This is a genomic window from Arthrobacter sp. PvP023, from assembly GCF_017832975.1.
In the GTDB taxonomy this organism is placed as follows: Bacteria; Actinomycetota; Actinomycetes; order Actinomycetales; family Micrococcaceae; genus Arthrobacter.
The window spans coordinates 1,643,158-1,664,362 of sequence record NZ_JAFIBI010000001.1 but is presented as its reverse complement, the minus strand read 5'-3'; the positions used below and the strand labels follow the sequence as shown (position 1 = coordinate 1,664,362).

Genomic DNA, 21,205 nt, shown 5'->3' with positions numbered 1-21,205 from the left:
CATGAGCAGCTACGAACCTGCCCCGGACTCCACGCCGCAGGCAAAACAGCAGGCAAAAGGACAGGCAGCGCCCTCACCCGCGGAAGCGACGCCCAGCGCCGGAGCACGCCACGGCGGCCAGTCACCGGCCAGGGTGGGCACAGTGGTCTGGGGACTTATCGTCCTGGCGCTGGCGGCGTTGATCATCATCGGCCAGCTCGGCATCGTGGTCCTGAACGGAACGTACGTGCTCATCGGCCTGATGATCGGCGCCGGTGCCGCACTGGTGGTTGGCGGGCTCCTCTCAGCCCGCGGACGTGACAAAGAATCCACAACAGGGAAGTCTTGAGGCATGGATAAGTTCTTCAGCATCGTCAGGGGCCTCGGCCTGAAACGCGGACCGCAGCGGTGGCTGGGCGGCGTGTGCGGAGGCATCGCCGCAAAGCTCAACGTGGACGTCGCCTTCGTGCGGATCGCGTTCCTGCTCCTCAGCCTCCTGCCCGGGCCGGCCTTCGTGTTCTACGTGGCAGCGTGGCTCATTCTCCCGGACCAGCGGAACGCCATCATCCTGCAGTCGTTCCTGGATAAACGATCAATTAACGGATCCTGACCACGAGGTCCAGGGGCCCCGGCTCTGCAGAGCCGGGGCCCCTTTCGTTCGCCATGAATGAGCTGCCCTTTGTAACCGGTTTGTGTCGTAACCCACACTCACCACTACAATCTAGGTGAGCTCAGCGTGGCGCTCTGCCTGTACACCCCCTCACCAGGATTTGAGCCGAGACATGAAAATTGGAATTCTCACCAGCGGTGGCGACTGCCCCGGACTGAACGCCGTGATCCGCGGTGCCGTCCTCAAAGGGATCGCCATCCACGGCCACGAATTCGTAGGATTCCTCGACGGCTGGCGCGGCGTCGTCGAAGGCGACGTCATCGACATTCCCCGCACCATGGTCCGCGGCATCGCGAAGCAGGGCGGTACCATCCTCGGCACGTCCCGGACCAACCCGTTCGAAAACGGCGGCGGCCCCGACGTCATCAAGGCCCACATGGACCGGCTCGGCATCGATGCGATCATCGCCATTGGCGGCGAAGGTACGCTGGCCGCAGCCAAGCGGCTGACCGACGCCGGCCTGAAGATCGTCGGCGTTCCCAAGACCGTGGACAACGACCTTGACGCGACGGACTACACCTTCGGCTTCGATACCGCCGTCCAGATCGCAACCGAGGCCATCGACCGCCTCCGCACCACCGGTGAATCGCACCACCGCTGCATGATCGCCGAAGTCATGGGCCGCCACGTGGGCTGGATTGCCCTGCACGCGGGCATGGCATCGGGCGCCCACGCCATTCTCATTCCGGAGCAGAAGGCCTCCATGGACCAGATCACCGAGTGGGTGGAGGAAGCCCACGCGCGTGGCCGCGCGCCCCTGGTGGTTGTGGCCGAGGGCTTCGTTCCGGAAGGCCAGGAAACGCCGCATTCCGAGCGCGGACTGGACACCTTCGGTCGTCCGCGGCTGGGCGGCATCGCCGAAATGCTGGCTCCCGAGCTTGAGGCACGCACCGGTATTGAGACCCGCGCCACCGTCCTGGGTCACATCCAGCGCGGTGGCGTCCCCTCCGCATTCGACCGTGTCCTGGCCACGCGCCTGGGCATGGCCGCCATCGACTCGGTGGTGGACCAGCGCTGGGGCACCATGGTGTCGCTGCACGGCACGGACATTGTCCACGTTGGCTTCGATGCCGCCCTGGGCAATCTCAAGCGCGTTCCGCAGCACCGCTACGACGAGGCCGCAGTCCTCTTCGGCTAGGCCAACGGCCACAGCAGGCCAACAGCGCGAACGGACATTTATGGCGCCATGAACAGGGCCGCAAATGTCCGTTCGCGCTTCGCACCGCTGGGTAGGGTTGAGTCATGACTCTCGACCCCGGTTCCGCAGACATCATCCAGCTGGCATGGGCCCGCCATTTGGGCCTCGATGACGGAGCCTTTGCCGCGGCCCGGAAGCTCGACGCCGATGCGGCGGTTTCCGGGGCAGGCCCGCTGGCAGCAGGCGCACGTATCACGCGGGCGGACGAGTCCCGGAAATCAGTGGACTTTGTGCGGTTGTTCGGCGCTTCGGCCCTGGTGGGACCCCAGTGGGTCATCGACGCCGCAGAGGATATCCCGGACGAGGACCTCGCCCAGCACGTGACGCTCCTGACCATCACGCGGCAGCATGGCGGCCACGGCCAGGGGGCAGCCGCCCTCTTCTTCGCCGACGATCTCCCCCTGCGCCAGCCGGCCGAGGAGCTGACCGTCTCGCACGGGAACCCCGAAGCCATTGAACTGGAAGGCCTGTGTCCGCCGGACGACGTCAACGAGGTGGGATTGTCCGATCTCGAACATCGCTTCACCATCCTGCGCGATGACAACGGCCGCAAGGTCCCGGTTGCCTGTGGCGCCTACTCCGAGTGGGAGGGCATCCTGGCCCAGATGGGGGTCCTTGTGGATCCCGACTGGCGTCGCCGGGGGCTCGGCTCCCTGGCAGCCTCCATTGCCGCCCATGAAGCCCTGGCGGCGGGGCTCACCCTGCAGTGGCGCTCGGACGTCAGCAACAAGGGCGCACTGGCAATAGCGCGCAGCCTCGGGTTCTCGACCGGCGGCATCCACACCAGCGTGCTGCTGGGCTGACCGGAATCAGCCCGGCACACGTTTAGGCGGACTTGGTCTGCGCTGATTCGGCTTCGGTTGCCGTTGCGCCTTCCGCTGACGCGGGGGCACCGGACCCACCCCAGTTGTGAACCGGCTTCGGTTTGGCGAAGAACAGCGCCACGGCCGCGCCAAGCAGGATCACCGCCGCCGGCAGCAGGATGGACTGGCCCATCGCCGTCGAGAACCCTTCATGCAGTGCCTCCGGCAGTGTGCCGCCGAACGCCATGGGGCTGGCCCCGCCGGAACCGTCAGGTGCCGCCGGAAGCTCCGCCGCGAGGCGCGACTGGATCAATACCGCTATGGCGGCGCTGCCCAGCACCGCACCGATCTGTCGGGTGGTGTTGTAGACGCCCGAGCCGGCGCCAGCCTGGCGCGGCGGCAGGTTCCGGGTGGCTGTGGAGCTCAGCGGCGCCCAGATGCCCGCGTTTGCGAACCCCAGCACTGCACTGGGCAGCAGGAACAGCCAGATGGGTGTGTCCGGGTGCATGAGGGAGGAATTCCAGAACAGCGCCACCGACATCAGGACCAGACCGGCCGCGGTGATGTACCTCGGGTTGACCCGGTCAATAATCCGCCCCACAACCGGCGCCAGCCCACCCGAGATCAACGCCATCGGGACCATCATCAGCGCAGACTGCGTAGGTGTCAGGCCACGGACCACCTGGTAGTAGAAAATCAGCGGGAGGCTGAACGCCGTCACCGTGAAGCCCACCGTGGTGATACCGATGTTGGCCAGAGAGAAGTTGCGGTCCTTGAACAGTGAAAGCGGGAGAAGCGGCTCGCCCTTGTTGAACCGCTGCCACAGCACGAAGCCCACCAGGACCACAAGGCCGGCGATGATCAGGCTCCAGACGGTGATGGGCCCTGTGATGGTGCCCCAGTTGTACGTCTCGCCTTCCTGGATGCCGAACACCAGCAGGAAGAGCCCGACGGCGCTGAGCAGCACGCCGGGGATGTCGAACTTGTGCGGGTGGGTGCTCAGGGAGGGGACAAAGCGCAGGGCCAGGATGAAGCCGATAAGGCCCACAGGCACGTTGATGAAGAAGATCCATTCCCAGCCGAGGCCGTCCACCAGCACGCCGCCCAGGATCGGCCCCACCAGCGTGGCGACCCCCGCTGTGGCACCCCAGATCCCCATGGCGGCACCGCGCCTGTCCGGCGGGAAGATCCGGGTGATCACCGCCATGGTCTGGGGCGTCATGATTGCGGCGCCAAAGCCCTGGACCACGCGGGCCAGAATAAGCGTCTGGACGTCACCTGACAACCCGCACCACAGGGACGCCAGGGTGAACACCACCAGGCCCGTGAGGTAGAGCCTCTTGGGCCCGAACCGGTCGCCCAGCCGGCCGGTGATCAGCAGCGGCACGGCGTACGCCAGCAGGTAGGCGCTGGTCACCCAGATGACGGAATTGATATCCGCGTTCAGGCCTTCCATGATCCGGGGGTTGGCCACCGAGACGATGGTGGTGTCGATCAGGATCATGAAGAAGCCGATCACCAGGGACCATAGGGCCGGCCACGGCCTAGCTACGTTTTCCATGTGAATCCTTCAGGTGTGGTTGTGGAGTGGTCCGCTACCAGGGGAGTTCCCCGGAGCGGAGCTGGTCCTGCAGGCTGCGTATCCAGCCCGTCTCGGACCGCAGCATGGTCTGTTGGTACTGGAGGTCAATCCAGTACTTGCGTGCCACGTCCTTCGTCCGGACGGCCGCCTCGGCTGTCTGCAGGAACTCCAGTTGTTCCTGCAGCAGAACCAGCCGTCGGTCCAGGAGGTCCAGGACGACGCCGGCGGGCAGGTTGTACGCCTCGGCCACGGCCAGCGGGAACGACGGGTATTCGTTGACCGGCTCGGCGAGCATGTCCTGCAGGCGGGCCGTCAAGGCTTCCCGGCCGGCGGGCGTAATCCGGTAGGTGGTCCGTTCCGGCCGGTTGCCCTCCCGGTCCGTTCCGGCCGCTTCCACCAGGCCCCGCTCTTCGAGCCTGCCGACGGCGTGATAGAGGGTTCCGGGGCGGACCTTGACCAACCGGTCTTCGTGTCTGGCCATCAGCAGCTGGTACATCTCGTACGGGTGCATCGGTTCTTCGACGAGGAGCGACAAGGCAGAGATGCCGAGCGGCGTCAGCGGGGCGGATCGGGGCATTGTTCCGGTCACTCCCCTGCCTCACTCCCTACTTGGACGGCTTCTTGGCCAATATTCGGCTCCAACTATTCCACATGGAATATTAGGGCGCAAGAAAGCCCGCGCATCCAAGGATCCGCGGGCTCCCGGCCTTCCCGTTGCCGGCCGGGGTCAGCCGAGCAGGGCCTGGATGTCGGTCCTTGCAAACATTTCTGCCGCAGCCCGTGCCGACGGCGCTCCGGCATCCGGGTCAGCGCCTGCTCCCAGGAGTGCCTCGGCGACGTCCGCGTAGCCCTTGAAGGCGGCGCCGGCGAGCGGCGTCTGGCCCCGGTCGTTGACGGCGTTGGCATCGGCACCGTGCTGCAGGAGCAGCTGCACTGCCGGGGCGTGGCCGTGGTATGCAGCCAGCATCAGCAGGGAGTCGCCGGAGGCGTTGGTCATGTTGGCCGGCGCGCCTGCATCGAGGTAGCTGCCCAGGAGCGCGGTGTCGCCTTGGCGTGCCGCGTCAAAGAGGGCGTGGGCCAAGGCCAGTGTTTCGTCGTCGGGGCCGGCGGGGCCGGCTCCCGGGATGTCAGCGTGGTCAGTCATCGGTGTGTTCCCTTCAGGAATCCGGTCTGGCGGCCCACAACTTGCCCTGCATCGGGAGCCACAATGACTTCCTGCGCGGCCGTGTAGGGTTCGTCGCCGTCTACGACCGTCAGTATTTCATCCGGAGAGACCGAACGCTTTATGACTGCGAGTGCCACGGGGCCCATTTCGTAGTGCTGCACCACGGAGGTCACCGTTCCCACTTTGCGCTCCCCCAGGCGTACTTCGCTGCCCACAGCCGGGAGGGTGTGCTGCGAGCCGTCCAGCTGGAGGAAGACCAACCGCCGCGGCGGATGGCCCAGGTTATGAACACGGGCGACCGTCTCCTGGCCCTTGTAGCACCCTTTGGCCAGGTGGACTGCGGTGCGCAGGAGGTCAAGCTCATGCGGAATGGTCTTGTCATCGGTTTCCGCGCCAAGACGGGGACGCCAGGCGGCGATGCGCAGCGCTTCGGCGGCCCAGACGCCGGCCAGCGGCCGGTCACCCACGGTGGCTTCGAGTTCCGCGGCCGGCACCAGGTATTCAAACCATGGCCGCTCCATGCCCGGGTGCGACTCTTCCGCGACAACCGAGTAGGCGTAGCCACCGGCTCCCACATGCGGCCAGGGGTCTTCCCACACTTTCAGGCCGGACCACTCCTCAACCCGCCGCGTGGATCCGAGGACGGCCCAGTCGCCGGAAACATCCGCAATTTCAACGCGGAGCATGAACTTCATCCGGTTCAGCCACTCCGCCAAGGGTGCCGCTTCGGCGGCCTCAACGATCAGCCAGGTGGTCCCGCCGTCGTCAATGACCCGCGCGTCGTACTCAATGCGGCCCTGGACGCTGAGCAGCAGCAGTTCGCTGGACTCCCCCGGCGCAAGGTTGGTGACCTGCTGGGAGGAGAGGGTGTTGAGCCAGCTCAGGCGGTCCGGACCGGAGACGGTGACCACGCCGCGGTGGGAAAGGTCGACGACGGCGGTGCCGGCTGCCAGCGCCCGCTGCTCCCGCAGCGGTTCACCATAATGCGACGCGACGCCGGAGTCCGCACCGCCGGCCTCGACGGCGCCCGGGCGCGACAACAGGGGGCTCTTGATAGTCATATGTAGTAGAAGTCCTTAGGGGCTAGCGGTATTCCGGATTCTCGAAGTCGAACCGGGTGCCGGCTTTCCATTCCTCCGGCAGGTTGCCGTAGGCGGGGATCCCGCCGGCGTCCTTCAGGATTCGGGCCAGGTGCAGCAGGTTCCACGTCATGAACGTGGTGTTGCGGTTGGTGAAGTCGCTTTCCGGTCCGCCGGACCCTTCGTCGAGGTAGCTCGGGCCCGGCCCCACCGGTCCGATCCAGCCGGCGTCAGCCTGCGGAGGGATGGTGAAGCCGATGTGCTGGAGGCTGTAAAGGACGTTCATCGAGCAGTGCTTAATGCCGTCCTCGTTGCCGGTAATGAGGCAGCCGCCCACTTTGGGGTAGAAGGCCCACTGGCCTTTGTCGTTCAGTTGCCCCGAGTGCGCGTAGAGGCGTTCGATCAGTTTTTTGGTCTGGGAGGAATTGTCGCCCAGCCAGATAGGGCCGGCCACCACCACGATGTCCGCTTCCTGGACCGCGGGGTACAGCCCGGGCCACTCGTCGGTTGCCCAGCCGTGCTCGCGCATGTCCGGATATACGCCGCTGGCAATGTCGTGGTCAACGGTCCGGATCACCCGCGTGGCGACGCCCTGCTTCTCCATGATCCGGCGGCTGACCTCGATCAGGCCGTCCGTGTTGCTGGTCTCCGGAGATTTTTTGAGGGTTCCGTTGAAGAAGACGGCCTTGAGATCGCCGTATTTAGCTTTGGTCCGCTGATCTGGCGTACCCGGGTCCGGATGAAGGCTGTTCACGGTCTTGCTCCCTGCGCTCGTTGCGGAAAACAATAATCGGTGAGGCCTGCCGGCCGGGGTGTCAGAGTCCGGCCGGCCTAGGAAATCTTGCTGAGGATGGCCGAAGCGTGGGCTTCCAGGCCGCCGCCCTGAGTGGCGCCCGCCCCGCTCGCCACGTCCCACCGCCAGAGCAGCTTCCCGTCCACCAGACCGAAGATCCGGGTTGCCGCCGTGTACTCCTTGGAGTGGCTCCCACGCATGACCATGTCGGTGCTCAGCTGGATCTGGGGGCCCTTGATCTGGCCGTAGTACAGCTCGGAGATGCCGCCGGGATGGGAGATGGAAACGGAGATGTCGAAGCCGCCGTCGCTGTTGCGCAACGCTTCGACTTCGTCGGCGCTTTTCAGCACCGGAACGATGTCGGCCGGGATCAGCCCCGGACCGCCGTCCTCCTCCCGCTGCTTCCGCTCCAACGCCCAGAAGCCGGTCTCCACCGTCAGCGGGCGCAGCCTGGTGCCCTCATCGTCGGTCAGCCAGCTCTCGGCGCGGTACTGGAGGTACGGCAGGCCGTTGTGCGTGAAGGACACATGCTGGGAGAAATGCTCGGAATCTTCCTCGCCGGCGCCCAGGCGTCCGCTGCCCTCCCACTCACCAATGAGCCAGGACAACGGGACGAGCTCGGGCGTGAGGTCTGTAGGAATTTCAATCGGCACAGTAACTACCTCCGCAGACAACTAGCTCTGGACTGGTATTACTTCTGGCCCTTGAAGAGGCGGTAAACCACGAACCCAGCGAACCATGCCATGGAAAGGCTGGCAATGCCAAGCAGGACAAGGAAGAAAATCTCAAATGCAAGTACGGACATGATGCCATCCTAACGCGTTAGTAGATGAGTAGTTTGTCTATGAAGTACGCGAGCGAACCCACCGCTGCCACGGGTGCAAGGCCCATGCCCAGGGCGGCCGGAAAGTTAATCCGGTCCCCGCGGAGTATAACCAGCCTGCGCAGGCTGACGAGAACTGCGCCTACCGTAACGCCCACCACGGCGGCGGGTATTACGGCGATGTTTGAGAAGATCAGGCCTGCCAGCGGAGCAGTGAGGCCGGCCAGCACAATGCCCAGCGGCGCCACAATCCGGTCCGGCCAGCGGATGAGCCCGGCCAGCAGGGCAAAGGCGGCACTGATGCCGGCCACGAGCAGCATTTCCTTGACGCCGTTGAACCTCGAAGCCGCAATCCACCCTGCACCAAGACAGGACAGCAGCACACCTGCGCTAGAACCCAGCGTGGATTCCAGCCGCTGCGCCTGGCCCGTGCCGCGAAGCAGCTGCATCAGGAAAACAGCCATCACGCCTGCCGCAATAAACGCCGGGGTCCAGTCGAGGAAACCGGGCGCCGGGACATAGGTGGCTGCCACAGCCGAGCCCGCTCCGGGCAGTCCGATAATTGCTGCGAGGGTCTTCTTGGCGGGGATGTCCAGGAAGTGGGGCCAACCGACTCCGACGGCCAGGGCTACGAGTATGGCGACACCAAGCAGCACTTCAGGGGAGGTGTAAGCGCCGCCGATAAAGACAGCAAGCCCGGCCAGCCCGATGGTTCCGATGGTCCACGGCTTCACTGTTTACCCGCGCTCACTCTCTGCTGACATCTTCTTCGCTGCGTCCAATCCTGCCTTATGTGACCTGCTTATGTCGCAAAACGCGAATTGAAACAGGCCTGATCAGTGTCTGTTAAGGGGCAATTGGGTATACTCAAAGCTCAGCTACGCTTCCTTCGGAGGATGCGGGCCCGGCCGGATTTCCGGCCGGCCACGACCGACGCGGGCAGCCAGTACCGGCCGGTGAAAGCCCGGTTCAGACGCCCAAAGATGCGCGGACAGCCCCTTGGAGGAACAATGTCGCACATCCTGCTACTGACGAACAGCACCGGATCATCGGTGGACATTCTGCCTGCCTTGGAATTGCTCAACCACCGCGTTCATATCCTCCCGGCCGAGCCCACCGCCCTGCTGGAAACCGACCCCTGCGACGTCGTCCTGCTGGATGCCCGCAAAGACCTGGTCGGTGCGCGGTCCCTCACCCAATTGCTCAAGGCCACCGGGCTCAGTGCACCATTGATGCTGATCCTCACAGAAGGCGGCATGGCAGCCGTCTCCTCGGCCTGGGCAGTGGACGACATCCTGCTGGACTCCGCGGGTCCGGCTGAAGTCGAAGCACGGATCCGGCTCTCTGTCGCGCGGGCCGTCCCGGAGAAAGAGGATCTTCCCACCGAAATCCGCGCCGCCGGCGTCGTCATCGACGAAGCAAGCTATACGGCCAGGGTCAACGGCGCTCCCCTGAACCTGACGTTCAAGGAATTCGAACTCCTGAAGTACCTGGCGCAGCACCCCGGCCGGGTGTTCACCCGGCAGCAGCTCCTCACGGAGGTGTGGGGCTATGACTACTACGGCGGCACCCGCACCGTGGACGTCCACGTCCGGCGGCTGCGGGCCAAGCTCGGCGCCGACCACGAAAACCTGATCAGCACGGTACGCAACGTAGGCTACCGCCTGACCCTCGTGCGGCAGCCCGAGGAGGAGCTGACGGAGGCATAGCCTTCCGCAGCGGCTGCAGCTGCCGGCGGCGCGAGCCGCTCCCGCAAACTCAACGCAACGAAGAAGCCCCGGACCAATGGTCCGGGGCTTCTTCGTTGGCTTAGAGGCCTGCAGTGGAGGACATACGGGTCGAACGTATCGAGGCCACCCCAGTGGTGGATCCCCCTCAGTTCCCGCTTCAGGAAGCCGGAACAGGTAATGACTATACGTGCCGGATCCGGCCGCATCAAATCGACCCGAATCCCGCCGTCAGCCGGACGGGCCGTATAGCCTGTACACCATGAGTCCTGCACATCCCGAGAACTGGCCCGTACTCGTCATCAAAGGCGGAGTGGACGATGAACTGCTCAGGGATTTCACAGCCCTCGCCACGGCCGCCGAAGAGTCTGACGGAAACCCTCCCCTGTCCGAGCAGACTTTTGTGACCCTTCGCGCAGGCGAGTCGGGAAGCCACTCACTCCTGACCCTGGCGCTCTATGCGCCCGATGAAGATTCGGATCCCGCCACCGCCCAGGACCTCGCCGGCTTCGCAGTGGTGGTGGAGGAAGCGGACGGTACAGGTGTGCTGGAGGTGGCGGTGCATCCGAGCTACCGGAACCAGGGCGTAGCCGACAGGCTGGTTGCCACGCTCAAGGCATCACGGGGTTTCGACGGGCTCAAGGCGTGGTCCCACGGAAACCACGAGGCAGCAGCGGACCTTGCGGCCAAGTACGGTTACGCCCCCATCCGCGAGTTGTGGAAGATGCGGCTCACAGCGTCTGACGCTGAACTGCCCGACGCCGCCCTCCCGGACAACGTGAGCCTGCGGGCCTTCGTCCCCGGGCAGGACGAGGAGGCCTGGCTGGCAGCCAACAAGGCCGCCTTCAGCCACCATCCGGAGCAAGGCAACATGACGCGGCAGGATCTGGACGCCCGGATGGCTGAGGACTGGTTCGACGCCGCCGGCTTCCTCCTCGCCGTCGACCCGTCCGGCCGGATCCTCGGCTTCCACTGGACCAAGGTGCACCCTGGCCACGGCGGCCATCCCGCCATCGGTGAGGTCTATGTGGTGGGTGTGACCCCCGAAGCCCAGGGCATGGGACTGGGCAAGGCCCTCACCGTGGCCGGCATCAAATACCTGCAGAACAAGGGCCTTCACGCGGTCATGCTCTACACGGATGCGGACAATACGCCGGCCGTTGCGCTGTACCGCCGGCTCGGCTTCACGCGGTGGGATGCGGACGTGATGTACGGACCCAAAAACGGCGGTTAATCCAATCGGCAGACGCATGCGCCGCGGTTCAGGAAATCTGCGTATCCCCTGAATCGAATGCTTGTAAGGTTGAAGGTAAACCGCGCCAGCAAAAGGAGTGACCATGCAACCGGAATCAGCCGGAATCGCCACGTCTGAGGCCAAGGTGCTTCCGGTGCGCGCCCGCTTCGGGTCCTCCGAGGTCCCTGCTTCCCGTGCCACGCAGGACCGGATCGACATTCCCGAGTTCGCACCCAATCTTGAGCCCGAGGGAGACATCAGCCCGGACCGGTTCCTGGACCGTGAATTGAGCTGGCTGGCTTTCAACTCCCGGGTGCTGGAACTTGCCGAGGACCCCACCCTGCACCTGCTGGAGCGTGTCAGCTTCCTGTCCATCTTTGCCTCCAACCTGGACGAGTTCTTCATGGTCCGCGTGGCCGGCCTGAAGCGCCGGATCGCCACCGGGCTGGCCGTCCCGTCGCCGGCAGGACTGAGCCCCATGCAGGTTCTGGACCAGATCGGCGAAGCCGCCCACCGCCTTGCGCAGCGCCACGCCCGGGTCTATGCCGAACAGATCCGGCCGGCCCTGGCGTATGAGCACATCCACCTCATGCACTGGGATGAGCTTGACGACCAGGCCAAGGACCAGCTCAGCGCCATGTTCGCGGAAAAGGTCTTCCCCATCCTGACCCCGCTGGCAGTGGATCCCGCCCACCCGTTCCCCTACATTTCGGGACTGTCGCTCAACCTGGCCGTGGTGGTCCGCAACCCCGTCAGCGACAAGGAACTGTTCGCCCGCGTCAAAGTTCCGGACCAGCTGCCCCGCCTCATATCCATTGACGGCCCGCGTGCCGGCTCGGTCCCCGGCCGGGTGGCCCGGTTCATCGCACTGGAAGAAGTCATCGCCGTCCACCTGGACCAGCTGTTCGCCGGCATGGAGGTCCTGGAGCACCACACGTTCCGCGTCACCCGCAACGAGGACGTTGAGGTGGAAGAGGACGACGCCGAGAACCTGCTGCAGGCGCTCGAAAAGGAACTGCTGCGCCGCCGGTTCGGCCCGCCGGTGCGACTCGAAGTCACCAACGACATCAACCCGAACATCCGGGCGCTGCTGATCCGCGAACTGGGCGTGGAGGAGTCCGAGGTCTACTCCGTACCTGCACCGTTGGACCTCCGCGGCCTGTCCGTCATTGCCGGGATCGACCGCGCGGACCTGCATTACCCGAAGCACGTTCCGCACACCTCGCGGTACCTGAACGAATCGGAGACGTCGAAGGCAGCCAACGTGTTCGCGGCCATGCGCCGGCGGGACATCCTGCTGCACCACCCGTACGATTCGTTCTCCACGTCCGTCCAGGCCTTCCTGGAGCAGGCAGCGGCGGACCCCAAGGTGCAGGCCATCAAGCAGACGCTGTACCGCACTTCGGGCGACTCCCCCATCGTCGATGCCCTCATTGATGCGGCAGAGGCAGGCAAGCAGGTGCTGGCCCTGGTGGAGATCAAGGCCCGGTTCGATGAACAGGCCAACATTTCCTGGGCACGGAAACTGGAACAGGCCGGCGTGCATGTTGTGTACGGCATCGTGGGCCTGAAGACCCACTGCAAGCTCTCCCTCGTGGTCCGCCAGGAAGTGGACGGGCTGCGGCGCTACTGCCACATCGGCACCGGCAACTACCACCCGCGCACGGCCCGCTACTACGAGGACCTCGGGCTGCTGACGGCCAACGAGCAGGTGGGCGAGGACCTTTCCAGGCTCTTCAACCAGCTCTCCGGCTACGCTCCGAAATCCACTTTCAAGCGACTTCTAGTGGCGCCCCGTTCGGTGCGTTCCGGGCTCATTGACCGCATCGAGAAGGAAATCCGCAACGCCAAGGCAGGCATTTCGGCCAGGGTGCAGATCAAGGTCAACTCCATGGTGGACGAGGCAATCATCGATTCGCTCTACCGTGCATCACAGGCCGGCGTGAACGTGGACGTAATAGTCCGCGGCATCTGTTCACTGCGCCCCGGCATCCCCGGGCTCAGCGAAAACATCACGGTGCGTTCCGTACTGGGACGTTTCCTGGAGCACTCGCGCGTGTTTGCCTTCGCCAACGGCGGGGACCCCGTGGTCTATATCGGCTCCGCCGACATGATGCACCGTAACCTTGACCGGCGGGTGGAAGCGCTGGTCCAGCTGACCAGCGGCGACGACACGTCCTACGTGCTGGACATGCTCCGCCGCTACATGGACCCGGCAACGTCCAGCTGGCACCTGGACAGCCAGGGTGAATGGACCAGGCACCACATCGGTGACGACGGCAAGCCGCTGGAGGACGTCCAGTCATGGCTGCTCGCTTCGCGTTCCCGCCAGCGCCCGACGATTAGGCGGTAGGACCCTGGCCTCGAAAAGTGATGCGAAAAGCGATGCCGTCAATGACTCGGCGAACGATTCGCTTATTGCGGACCAGACCGACCATCCCGGGGAACCTGTAGCGGTCACCGCTGCGGGCGCCCTGCCGTGGCGCGTCAGCAAGGACAAGCTCGAGGTCCTGCTGATCCACCGTCCAAGCTATGACGACTGGTCGTGGCCGAAAGGAAAGATCGACGCCGGCGAGACCATTCCGGAGTGCGCCGTCCGTGAGATCGAAGAGGAGATCGGGCTCAAGGCCACCCTCGGCATTCCCCTTCCTCCGATCCACTACCACGTGTCCGCCGGCCTGAAGGTAGTCCATTACTGGGCCGTGGACGTGGACGGTGCCGTGCTGCGCCCGGACGGCAAGGAAGTGGACAGCGTGATGTGGTGTTCACCGGAAAAGGCCGCGGCCCTGCTGAGCAACCCCGGTGATATTGCGCCGCTTGAGCACCTGGTGGCAGCCCACGCACGCAAGGAACTGGATACGTGGCCGCTGCTGGTGGTGCGCCACGCCAAGGCCAAGCCCCGCTCCTCCTGGACCAAGGCGGAAGGGGACCGTCCGCTCGCGGCTACAGGTTTGCGGCAGGCCCAGGCTGTCCGACGGCTGCTTCACGTGTGGAAGCCCCTCCGCGTGCACTCAAGCCCGTGGCAGCGCTGTGTCGCCACCATTGCGCCGTACGCCAAGTCCGCCGACGCGAAAGTAAAACTGCACGACGCCCTGACCGAACACCGCCATGCCCGGAGCCCGAAGAAGACCGCAGCCGTTGTGGAAGCACTCTTCGACAAGCAACGCGCCATTGCCCTGTGCACCCACCGGCCGGCCTTGCCCACGGTGATCTCGCAGCTGGGTGAGCACATGAACGGCCGGCTGCGTGCCCTGCTGCCATCCTCCGACCCCTACCTGGCCCCGGGAGAGATCATTGTGTGCCACGTAGCCCGCGGCAATAACCACAAAATTGTCGCCGTGGAACAGTTCAGGCCTTTCGACGACTAGAAGGGCCTCCCCGGCCTCTCCGTGCGTCAGGCCACGAGCCCGCTTGACCCGTAGGCCTTTGTATCAAATACTCAGTACATTGATGCAAAATCTGGGGGGATTATGCCGGTCCAATTCGAACTGCCGCCAATGCTGCTGCTGGGACCGCTGGTCGCCGCCGTCGTTCTCTACCTCATCCTGAGGTGGGTGGTGTGGGAACCGAGGATGGGCGCCTCGCCCGAAACTGTTTCGCAGCACGCGCTCTGGGTGGGCGTCATCGGCTGGATGGCAAGCTCCCTCCAGGGGGCCACGAATATCGGCATCATCCCGGCCGGTAGAACCACCAGCCCCGTCATCGGCCCTTTCCTGGTCACCCCGGACAGCATCATCCCGGCACTGGCCTGGCCCATCCTCGGAACCCTCGGGATCCACGCACTGGGCCAGCTCAGCTATCCGCGGCCTCAACGCCCCCGCCGCAAGGCCAGCCTCCATGTCCGGAATATCCATGATTTCCTGCCGCGGCCGCTGGCCTGGACAACGCTGGCCATTTTCACGGGCACCGCCGCTTACATTGGCTGGACGGCGACGCTCACGGGCTTCGAAGCCATTGCGTACGGGTCGGTCCGGGAGGATCCGCAGGGCTATCGGACCATCGGCGGCGACGGGCGCATCCCCGGCACCGAACTGGCCGGTTGGCTGGGATCCGCGCTGGTTGTCCTGGCTGCGGGCACTTGGCTGGTGCTGCTGCTGATCTGCCGCCGACGGCAGCTCGAGCAGCTGACGGACCACGACAATTCGCTTCTGCGAACCATCGCCATGAACAGGTTGCTGCGCACGGTCGCCACGATGGCGTCGGGCCTCGCCGTCATCGCGGGTAACTATGTGGCCCGTCCGGAGCCGGCTGCGGGCAGCACGTCGTGGACCAATTTCGCGGCCTTTGCGGGCATGGCGGTTCTGCTGGCCATGCTGGTCTGGTCGCCGCCAAAACTGACGGGAACCGCAACGGCTGCCAGCCTCCGGAACGCGAAGCCCGGGCACTTCGGCGCCGGACCGCACCCGGCAACCAGGCTTGTGGTTTCGGTCGGCGCCGGACTCGGCGCCGCCGCAGCCCTGCCGGTGCTTGCGGGAGCGTTCCTGGTCCCGGCCATCATCGCGGCGGGGCCGTCCGGGCCGGCGGTTTTCATAACAGTGGTTGCGGGGCTGATGCTTCTGGTCCTCGCCGCCGGCGAGCTGTTGCTGCAGCGCAACTACACGAGTCAGGATGAACCGCGGACGTGGCCACGGCAGCCGGTGGGGCCGGCCCTCCTCACCACACTGATCCTGGCGCTGTTCGTCTTCGTCGCAACTCTTGTGGTCTCAGCCACCGGGAACTCGCTGATTGGCAGGGACGGGGGGTGGATTCCTGCCGCCGTCCTCAGCGGCGTCGGCGCGGGCCTGGCGCTTCCGGCCTTTTTTGCAGCCCGCCTGCGGCACGGCATTCCCGGCGCTCCCGGCGGCCTCGATGCTGCCCTCCGCGCCATCACCGTGCACCGGGTGGCGCGCACGCTTTCGGCCATGCTCATGGCGCAGGCGGCGATGGTGCTGCTGATGAACAGCCAGGCGTGGGCCGCTGTCTTCGGGGTGGCGTTCCTGCCGTCCGTCCCGTGGTGGCCCGCCTCCCTTGCGGGCACGCTTTTGGCGTGCGGCGCGATCGTCACCGCCCTGGTGCCGGTGCGGACCTTCCCGGGCTCCCCTTCCCGGCCCGCTCCCCTGCCCCGCAAGGACCACGTCACATGACGGCGGGGATTGCCGTTGACCTGCGGTCGGCCGTGCCGCCCTATGAGCAGATCCGCACCCAGATTTCCTCGTTGATCGCTGTCGGCTCGCTGGCTTCCGGAACCCGGCTGCCCACTGTCCGCAGCCTGGCGGCGGACCTGGGCATCGCAGCGGGGACGGTGGCGCGCGCTTACAAGGAACTCGAGCAGGCGGGCCTGATTGAAACACGGCGGCGAAACGGGACCGTCGTCGTCGGCATGCCCGGCTCCGTACGCCCGGCGGGCGGCTCCATACCCGCGGACCTGACCGCCGCCGTCGACCGTTACATCGCTGAAGGCCGCGCCGCGGGCCTGGACGACGGCACGCTCCAGGACATACTGCGCCTCCGGCTTGGCCATCCTCAGTAGACTGGGACCGTGAGCATTCCAACGCCCTATGAAGACCTCCTGCGTGACGTCCTTGCCAACGGCACGCACAAATCTGACCGCACCGGCACCGGCACGCTCAGCGTGTTCGGGCGGCAGATGCGCTTTGACCTCAGCCAAAGCTTTCCGCTGATCACCACCAAGCGCGTTCATTTCAAGTCGGTAGCGGTTGAACTTCTATGGTTCCTGCGCGGTGAAACCAACGTGAAATGGATGCAGGACCAGGGCGTCACGATCTGGAACGAATGGGCCGATGCCGACGGCGAACTGGGTCCCGTTTACGGTGTGCAGTGGCGCAGCTGGCCGACGCCCGACGGCGGCCACATCGACCAGATCGCCGAGCTGGTGGAGAACCTCAAGTCCAACCCGGACTCGCGCCGGCACATCGTGTCCGCCTGGAACGTGGCTGAGCTTCAGGACATGGCCCTGCCGCCGTGCCACGCGTTCTTCCAGTTCTACGTTGCGGACGGCAAGCTGTCCTGCCAGTTGTACCAGCGCTCGGCGGACACCTTCCTGGGCGTCCCGTTCAACATCGCCTCCTATGCGCTGCTGACCTGCATGCTGGCCCAGCAGGTGGGCCTGGAGCCCGGTGAGTTCGTCTGGACCGGCGGCGACGTGCACATTTACGACAACCACATGGACCAGGTGCTCAAGCAGCTCAAACGGGAGCCGTACGCATACCCGCAGCTGAGAATCCTCCGCAAGCCGGACTCCATTTTTGACTACACGCTGGACGACTTTGAAGTGGTCGGGTACCAGCACCACCCTACGATTAAGGCGCCGATCGCAGTATGAGCACCGACAACGCCATGGACCCCCTGGCCTTCACTGAAAAAATTGCCGACGGAACCACCGGAGTGGGGCTCGTCTGGGCCCAGACCACGGCGGGCGTGATCGGCAAGGACGGCGACATGCCGTGGCACCTGCCCGAGGACATGAAGCATTTCACCCGGCTCACCACCGGGCACCCGGTGATCATGGGACGCAAAACCTGGCTCTCGTTCCCGGACAAGTACCGGCCGCTGCCCGGTCGCAGCAACATTGTGGTGACGCGCCAGGAAGGCTGGGGCGACACTCCCGAGGGTCAGGGCGCCATTGCGGTGAAGTCGCTTGACGACGCGCTGCTGGAATCACAGTTCGCGCCCGGCCATGAAACCGTATGGGTGCTCGGCGGCGGCGAAATCTTCGCGCAGACCCTGGACATCGCCGATGTCGCGGTGGTGACGTTCATCGATTCCGAGACCGACGGCGACACCTACGCACCCGAGCTCGGCTACGAATGGAAGCTGGCTGCCAGCGAGCCGGCCAGCGGCTGGCTGACGTCGGCCACCGGTACCCGGTACCGCTTTACCATGTGGCGCCGGACGGAGGCCTAGGACCATGCTGAAGAAGCCGGAAACACTCTTTGTCCTGGGCTACATGCTGCTCCCGCTGCTGGCCCTTCTCTCCGCAATCGTCGGCCTGACCATGATCCTCGGCGGCAACAAGATCGCCGGTGCGATCGTGCTCGTGGTGGTGACGCAGGCATTCGCGTTCGGTGCCGTCTACGCGCTGCGCCTCCGCAAGGCCGCGGTGCTCGAACAGCACGACGCCGAGTAGCGGCTCAGGCGGTTCGTTCCCATAGCCCGGGCCTCCTACTTCAAAAAGCGCACGGCAGCGCGCCTCCGCAGGCACTGCATCCCGGGCGTGACGTAACCGACTGCGCCGTGCCGGTTCCGAAGTCTAAACTGGTCGAATGACTACAGCAGCTACCCCCTCTGTCGGCCTCGTCGGATGGCGCGGCATGGTCGGCTCCGTCCTGATGCAGCGCATGCAGGATGAAGGCGACTTCGCCAACATCAACCCGGTGTTCTTCTCCACGTCCAACGCCGGAGGTGCCGCGCCTTCCTTTGCAGAAGGTGCAGGCAAGCTCGAGGACGCGTTCGACGTCGACACGCTGGCTAAGCTGCCAATTATTGTCACCGCCCAGGGCGGCGACTACACGAAGCAGGTCCACGGCGAGCTGCGCAGCCGCGGCTGGGACGGTCTCTGGATCGACGCTGCTTCCACCCTGCGCATGAACGATGACTCGATCATCGTGCTGGACCCCATCAACCGCGACGTCATCGACAAGGGCCTCGCAAACGGCACCAAGGACTTCATCGGCGGCAACTGCACCGTGTCCTGCATGCTGATGGGCCTCGGCGGCCTCTTCAAGAACGGCCTCGTCGAGTGGGGCACCTCCATGACTTACCAGGCTGCCTCCGGCGGCGGCGCCCGCCACATGCGCGAGCTGCTCAGCCAGTTCGGCACCCTCAACGCCGAGGTCAGCTCGGAACTGGACGACCCGGCGTCGGCCATCCTGGAAATCGACCGCAAGGTCCTGGCACACCAGCGCACCGACATCGACGCGACGCAGTTCGGCGTCCCGCTGGCCGGCTCGCTGATCCCCTGGATCGACGCGGACCTGGGCAACGGTCAGTCCAAGGAAGAGTGGAAGGCTGGGGTGGAGACCAATAAGATCCTCGGCACCGCCGGCGAAAACCACATCATCATGGACGGCCTGTGCATCCGGATCGGCGCCATGCGTTCGCACTCCCAGGCCCTCACCCTCAAGCTCCGCGAAGACCTCGCAGTGGCCGAGATCGAGAAGCTCCTGGCCGAGGACAACGAGTGGGCCAAGGTGGTGCCGAACACCAAGGAAGACTCCATGGCGAGCCTGACCCCGGTGGCCGCCTCCGGCACGCTGGACATCCCGGTGGGCCGTATCCGCAAGCTCGAAATGGGCCCGGAATATATCAGCGCCTTCACCGTGGGCGACCAGCTCCTCTGGGGCGCCGCCGAGCCGCTGCGCCGCATGCTCAACATCGCCACCGGGACCCTCTAAGGACCTCCCCCGTTCCCTGCACGGTGCGCTACGGCGCTTGGCCGAGGAATTTCAGGTACCTCGCGGCCTGCAGCTCAAATGACTTTTGGGCTGCAGGCCGCAGTCCGTTAACGGAGTCGAACGGTTCGGGCACGACGGCGGCCGTCCGCCCGGTGCCTTTGAGTGCCCAGGTGCCGACCACTTCGCCGCCAGCCACGATGGTCTTCTTGAACATCCCGTTGCCGCCGGGGACCACCTTCTGGGCGTGCTCGGGCGGAAGCACCAGGGACCGGTCGGTGTATCCCAGCACGAACTCATCGAAGCCCGGCAGGACCAACACGGAGCGCTGGCCGGGCACGCCGTCGTCGAGCAGTGCCGCGGTGGCCGGAGACATCCAGTAGCTGGTTCCTTCGAACTCCAGCTCAACGAGCTGGTCCTTCACCCGGGCCAGGGCGCTGCGGACCTCCGTGACACGTGTGCCGGACCACCACGCAAAGTCACGTTCCGTCGCAGGCCCGTGGCTGATCATGTACCTCAGCACCAGCTCGGCGATGCCCTCCGCGCGGTCCAGCTCGCGGGACTTCGGGATCCACTCGTCGAACGCCTTGACGAGCTGCTGGTTCCCCGCTAGCGGCCCCTGCACAAGCCAGGCCCGCTGACACAAAACCCCCAGCAGGTGGATGCCACGCTGGCCGGCGGTGGACTGCCCAGCGGCTTCAAAGGCCTGAAAGAGCTGCTGGCGCGTGGCCGATCCGCCGCCAGAGACCAGTTCCAGGGCCGCATCACGGGCAGCGTCCACGTCCCGGGCATCAATCTCCAGCTCCCGGTGGCGGCCGCTCATTCCCTGGATCAAGCGGTCCGCCGTGATGTCCAGGATCCAGCGCAGATCCTCCGGAGCCAGCAGGTGCAGCGTCCCGCGCATGGGCCATGAGCGGACAACGAGCCCTTTATCCAGCGCGGACCGGACGGTGTCAATCCCGGCGTTGCGGACCCTCAGCCCCACGGCCCAGAGTGCCGCCTGCATGTCCTGGGCCTGCATGGCGGTCATCCACCGCACGGCGTCCGGTGCAGAATCGAACGCCGGCGCCAGCAGCGCCTGTGCGGCGAGGCGCAGCCGTCCGATGACGTGCCGGGTGACCCGGGTCCGTGCGCCTGTTCGCATACCCCCATCGTAGGTCGCACCCCTGACAACGCACGTCCGCAGTCCCGGCCAGTCCTGTACGGGGAGTGCACGGCATGCTCCCAGCCGATTTACAGCCGGGGTCCCTACGCTTGTTGGATGACTATTGGAGAGCTCTGGCCGCACCTGCGGCCCCTGTGCCGGGCCCTTGCCCTGCTGGGCTGGGCCACAAGTGCTGCCGGAATGGCCGCAGGGCTCTCCATCGCGGTCGCCGGCGGAACGAGCCTCTCGCCCACCGTGGAGGCCCTGCAGTTCTTTTCGGCGGTCAGCATGGGGGTGGCGGTCATCAGTTTCGTCGCCGCCTCCCTGCTGCAGCCCCGACACCGCGGCTGGCGGGCTGTTAACCATGACGCCAACGGTGCTGCCCAGGATCCGGGCGGCGACATGCCGCCCACCATCAGGAGCTTCCTGCTGGCCGCCTTCGCGCTGCTGGCTGGAGCCGTGGTGTTCGCCTGTGCCGGGCTGGTCCTGCGCAACGGCCCCAGCGCACAGTCCGTGGCCTTTTGCCAGGTTTTCCTGCTGGGTGCAGCGGCTTCCGGGTTCACTTTTATGCTGTTCAGCAAAGTCACCCCGCGGCACCGCCGGAACTGACGTCCGGAG

At 65.6% G+C, this 21,205-nt stretch carries 23 protein-coding genes; 15 read left to right on the top strand and 8 right to left on the bottom strand.

The features are described 5' to 3' along the window. Position 1 precedes the first annotated feature (1 nt). The 4 genes from JOE31_RS07660 to JOE31_RS07645 all read left to right on the top strand — a co-directional run bounded on the left by JOE31_RS07660 (position 2) and on the right by JOE31_RS07645 (position 2,650). The gene (locus JOE31_RS07660) at positions 2-328 is read left to right on the top strand and encodes a hypothetical protein (RefSeq protein ID WP_209743077.1); all 327 of its coding nucleotides are present in this window, start codon (positions 2-4) and stop codon (positions 326-328) included. 3 nt (positions 329-331) lie between these two features. Continuing rightward, positions 332-589 (top strand): PspC domain-containing protein, encoded by a 258-nt coding sequence (locus JOE31_RS07655; RefSeq protein WP_209743076.1) that lies wholly within the window; start codon positions 332-334, stop codon positions 587-589. A 172-nt stretch (positions 590-761) separates the two neighbouring features. Then, positions 762-1,787, top strand: coding sequence for a 6-phosphofructokinase (locus tag JOE31_RS07650; protein ID WP_209743074.1), 1,026 nt, complete (start codon positions 762-764; stop codon positions 1,785-1,787). Between the two features lie 104 nt (positions 1,788-1,891). Further along, positions 1,892-2,650 (top strand): GNAT family N-acetyltransferase, encoded by a 759-nt coding sequence (locus tag JOE31_RS07645; RefSeq protein WP_209743072.1) that lies wholly within the window; start codon positions 1,892-1,894, stop codon positions 2,648-2,650. A gap of 22 nt (positions 2,651-2,672) precedes the next feature. Here the strand turns inward: JOE31_RS07645 and JOE31_RS07640 are convergent, their stop codons facing one another. From JOE31_RS07640 to JOE31_RS07610, 7 genes are all read right to left on the bottom strand, one after another. Next, entirely contained in the window at positions 2,673-4,211 is a 1,539-nt protein-coding gene (locus tag JOE31_RS07640) for a DHA2 family efflux MFS transporter permease subunit (RefSeq protein ID WP_209743070.1), read from the bottom strand. Positions 4,212-4,245: 34 nt separating this feature from the next. Continuing rightward, positions 4,246-4,809, bottom strand: coding sequence for a PadR family transcriptional regulator (locus JOE31_RS07635; RefSeq protein WP_209743069.1), 564 nt, complete (start codon positions 4,807-4,809; stop codon positions 4,246-4,248). A gap of 150 nt (positions 4,810-4,959) precedes the next feature. Then, positions 4,960-5,376, bottom strand: a complete 417-nt coding sequence (locus JOE31_RS07630; protein WP_209743066.1) for an ankyrin repeat domain-containing protein — start codon at positions 5,374-5,376, stop codon at positions 4,960-4,962. After that, entirely contained in the window at positions 5,373-6,458 is a 1,086-nt protein-coding gene (locus JOE31_RS07625) for a folate-binding protein YgfZ (RefSeq protein WP_209743064.1), read from the bottom strand. Before JOE31_RS07625 ends, JOE31_RS07630 begins: the two co-directional genes overlap by 4 nt. A 22-nt stretch (positions 6,459-6,480) precedes the next feature. After that, positions 6,481-7,230: a flavodoxin family protein gene (locus tag JOE31_RS07620; protein ID WP_209743062.1), complete on the bottom strand. Its 750-nt coding sequence runs from the start codon at positions 7,228-7,230 to the stop codon at positions 6,481-6,483. 77 nt (positions 7,231-7,307) lie between these two features. Then, entirely contained in the window at positions 7,308-7,922 is a 615-nt protein-coding gene (locus JOE31_RS07615; protein ID WP_209743060.1) for an FABP family protein, read from the bottom strand. Between the two features lie 169 nt (positions 7,923-8,091). Beyond that, positions 8,092-8,826 (bottom strand): permease, encoded by a 735-nt coding sequence (locus JOE31_RS07610; protein WP_209743058.1) that lies wholly within the window; start codon positions 8,824-8,826, stop codon positions 8,092-8,094. A gap of 276 nt (positions 8,827-9,102) precedes the next feature. Between JOE31_RS07610 and JOE31_RS07605 the strand changes: the two genes are divergently transcribed. From JOE31_RS07605 to asd, 10 genes are all read left to right on the top strand, one after another. Further along, positions 9,103-9,801, top strand: a complete 699-nt coding sequence (locus JOE31_RS07605; RefSeq protein WP_011692843.1) for a response regulator transcription factor — start codon at positions 9,103-9,105, stop codon at positions 9,799-9,801. Between the two features lie 280 nt (positions 9,802-10,081). Then, entirely contained in the window at positions 10,082-11,053 is a 972-nt protein-coding gene (gene mshD / locus JOE31_RS07600) for a mycothiol synthase (RefSeq protein WP_209743056.1), read from the top strand. A 103-nt stretch (positions 11,054-11,156) separates the two neighbouring features. Further along, complete coding sequence (locus tag JOE31_RS07595; RefSeq protein WP_209743054.1) at positions 11,157-13,406, top strand: RNA degradosome polyphosphate kinase; 2,250 nt, start codon at positions 11,157-11,159, stop codon at positions 13,404-13,406. Positions 13,407-13,470: 64 nt separating this feature from the next. Beyond that, positions 13,471-14,421 (top strand): NUDIX hydrolase, encoded by a 951-nt coding sequence (locus JOE31_RS07590; protein ID WP_209748237.1) that lies wholly within the window; start codon positions 13,471-13,473, stop codon positions 14,419-14,421. A gap of 102 nt (positions 14,422-14,523) precedes the next feature. Beyond that, entirely contained in the window at positions 14,524-16,176 is a 1,653-nt protein-coding gene (locus JOE31_RS07585; RefSeq protein WP_245199054.1) for a hypothetical protein, read from the top strand. Then, on the top strand, positions 16,173-16,562 hold the full coding sequence (locus JOE31_RS07580; protein WP_209743052.1) for a GntR family transcriptional regulator: 390 nt from the start codon (positions 16,173-16,175) through the stop codon (positions 16,560-16,562). Before JOE31_RS07585 ends, JOE31_RS07580 begins: the two co-directional genes overlap by 4 nt. 9 nt (positions 16,563-16,571) lie before the next feature. After that, on the top strand, positions 16,572-17,375 hold the full coding sequence (locus JOE31_RS07575; protein ID WP_209743050.1) for a thymidylate synthase: 804 nt from the start codon (positions 16,572-16,574) through the stop codon (positions 17,373-17,375). After that, positions 17,372-17,956, top strand: a complete 585-nt coding sequence (locus tag JOE31_RS07570) for a dihydrofolate reductase (RefSeq protein WP_209743048.1) — start codon at positions 17,372-17,374, stop codon at positions 17,954-17,956. The genes JOE31_RS07575 and JOE31_RS07570 overlap by 4 nt, the downstream gene beginning before the upstream one ends. Before the next feature lie 4 nt (positions 17,957-17,960). Continuing rightward, positions 17,961-18,179 carry an NF038396 family protein gene (locus JOE31_RS07565; protein ID WP_104171996.1) on the top strand — a complete coding sequence of 73 codons (219 nt, stop codon included), beginning with the start codon at positions 17,961-17,963 and terminating at the stop codon, positions 18,177-18,179. 136 nt (positions 18,180-18,315) lie between these two features. Further along, positions 18,316-19,446, top strand: coding sequence for an aspartate-semialdehyde dehydrogenase (gene asd / locus JOE31_RS07560; protein ID WP_209743046.1), 1,131 nt, complete (start codon positions 18,316-18,318; stop codon positions 19,444-19,446). Between the two features lie 28 nt (positions 19,447-19,474). On the opposite strand, the gene JOE31_RS07555 is transcribed toward asd, so the two are convergent. Continuing rightward, positions 19,475-20,587, bottom strand: coding sequence for a winged helix DNA-binding domain-containing protein (locus JOE31_RS07555; RefSeq protein ID WP_209743044.1), 1,113 nt, complete (start codon positions 20,585-20,587; stop codon positions 19,475-19,477). Positions 20,588-20,704: 117 nt separating this feature from the next. On the opposite strand from JOE31_RS07555, the gene JOE31_RS07550 reads away from it, so the two are divergent. Beyond that, positions 20,705-21,196 carry a hypothetical protein gene (locus tag JOE31_RS07550; protein WP_209743042.1) on the top strand — a complete coding sequence of 164 codons (492 nt, stop codon included), beginning with the start codon at positions 20,705-20,707 and terminating at the stop codon, positions 21,194-21,196. Positions 21,197-21,205: the final 9 nt, after the last annotated feature.

Coding starts and splice junctions, on each gene's coding strand:
- JOE31_RS07660 (WP_209743077.1), top strand. CDS start 2: ATGAGCAGCTACGAACCTGCCCCGGACTCCACGCCGCAGGCAAAACAG.
- JOE31_RS07655 (WP_209743076.1), top strand. CDS start 332: ATGGATAAGTTCTTCAGCATCGTCAGGGGCCTCGGCCTGAAACGCGGA.
- JOE31_RS07650 (WP_209743074.1), top strand. CDS start 762: ATGAAAATTGGAATTCTCACCAGCGGTGGCGACTGCCCCGGACTGAAC.
- JOE31_RS07645 (WP_209743072.1), top strand. CDS start 1,892: ATGACTCTCGACCCCGGTTCCGCAGACATCATCCAGCTGGCATGGGCC.
- JOE31_RS07640 (WP_209743070.1), bottom strand. CDS start 4,211: ATGGAAAACGTAGCTAGGCCGTGGCCGGCCCTATGGTCCCTGGTGATC.
- JOE31_RS07635 (WP_209743069.1), bottom strand. CDS start 4,809: ATGCCCCGATCCGCCCCGCTGACGCCGCTCGGCATCTCTGCCTTGTCG.
- JOE31_RS07630 (WP_209743066.1), bottom strand. CDS start 5,376: ATGACTGACCACGCTGACATCCCGGGAGCCGGCCCCGCCGGCCCCGAC.
- JOE31_RS07625 (WP_209743064.1), bottom strand. CDS start 6,458: ATGACTATCAAGAGCCCCCTGTTGTCGCGCCCGGGCGCCGTCGAGGCC.
- JOE31_RS07605 (WP_011692843.1), top strand. CDS start 9,103: ATGTCGCACATCCTGCTACTGACGAACAGCACCGGATCATCGGTGGAC.
- mshD (WP_209743056.1), top strand. CDS start 10,082: ATGAGTCCTGCACATCCCGAGAACTGGCCCGTACTCGTCATCAAAGGC.
- JOE31_RS07595 (WP_209743054.1), top strand. CDS start 11,157: ATGCAACCGGAATCAGCCGGAATCGCCACGTCTGAGGCCAAGGTGCTT.
- JOE31_RS07585 (WP_245199054.1), top strand. CDS start 14,524: ATGCCGGTCCAATTCGAACTGCCGCCAATGCTGCTGCTGGGACCGCTG.
- JOE31_RS07580 (WP_209743052.1), top strand. CDS start 16,173: ATGACGGCGGGGATTGCCGTTGACCTGCGGTCGGCCGTGCCGCCCTAT.
- JOE31_RS07570 (WP_209743048.1), top strand. CDS start 17,372: ATGAGCACCGACAACGCCATGGACCCCCTGGCCTTCACTGAAAAAATT.
- JOE31_RS07565 (WP_104171996.1), top strand. CDS start 17,961: ATGCTGAAGAAGCCGGAAACACTCTTTGTCCTGGGCTACATGCTGCTC.
- asd (WP_209743046.1), top strand. CDS start 18,316: ATGACTACAGCAGCTACCCCCTCTGTCGGCCTCGTCGGATGGCGCGGC.
- JOE31_RS07555 (WP_209743044.1), bottom strand. CDS start 20,587: ATGCGAACAGGCGCACGGACCCGGGTCACCCGGCACGTCATCGGACGG.
- JOE31_RS07550 (WP_209743042.1), top strand. CDS start 20,705: ATGACTATTGGAGAGCTCTGGCCGCACCTGCGGCCCCTGTGCCGGGCC.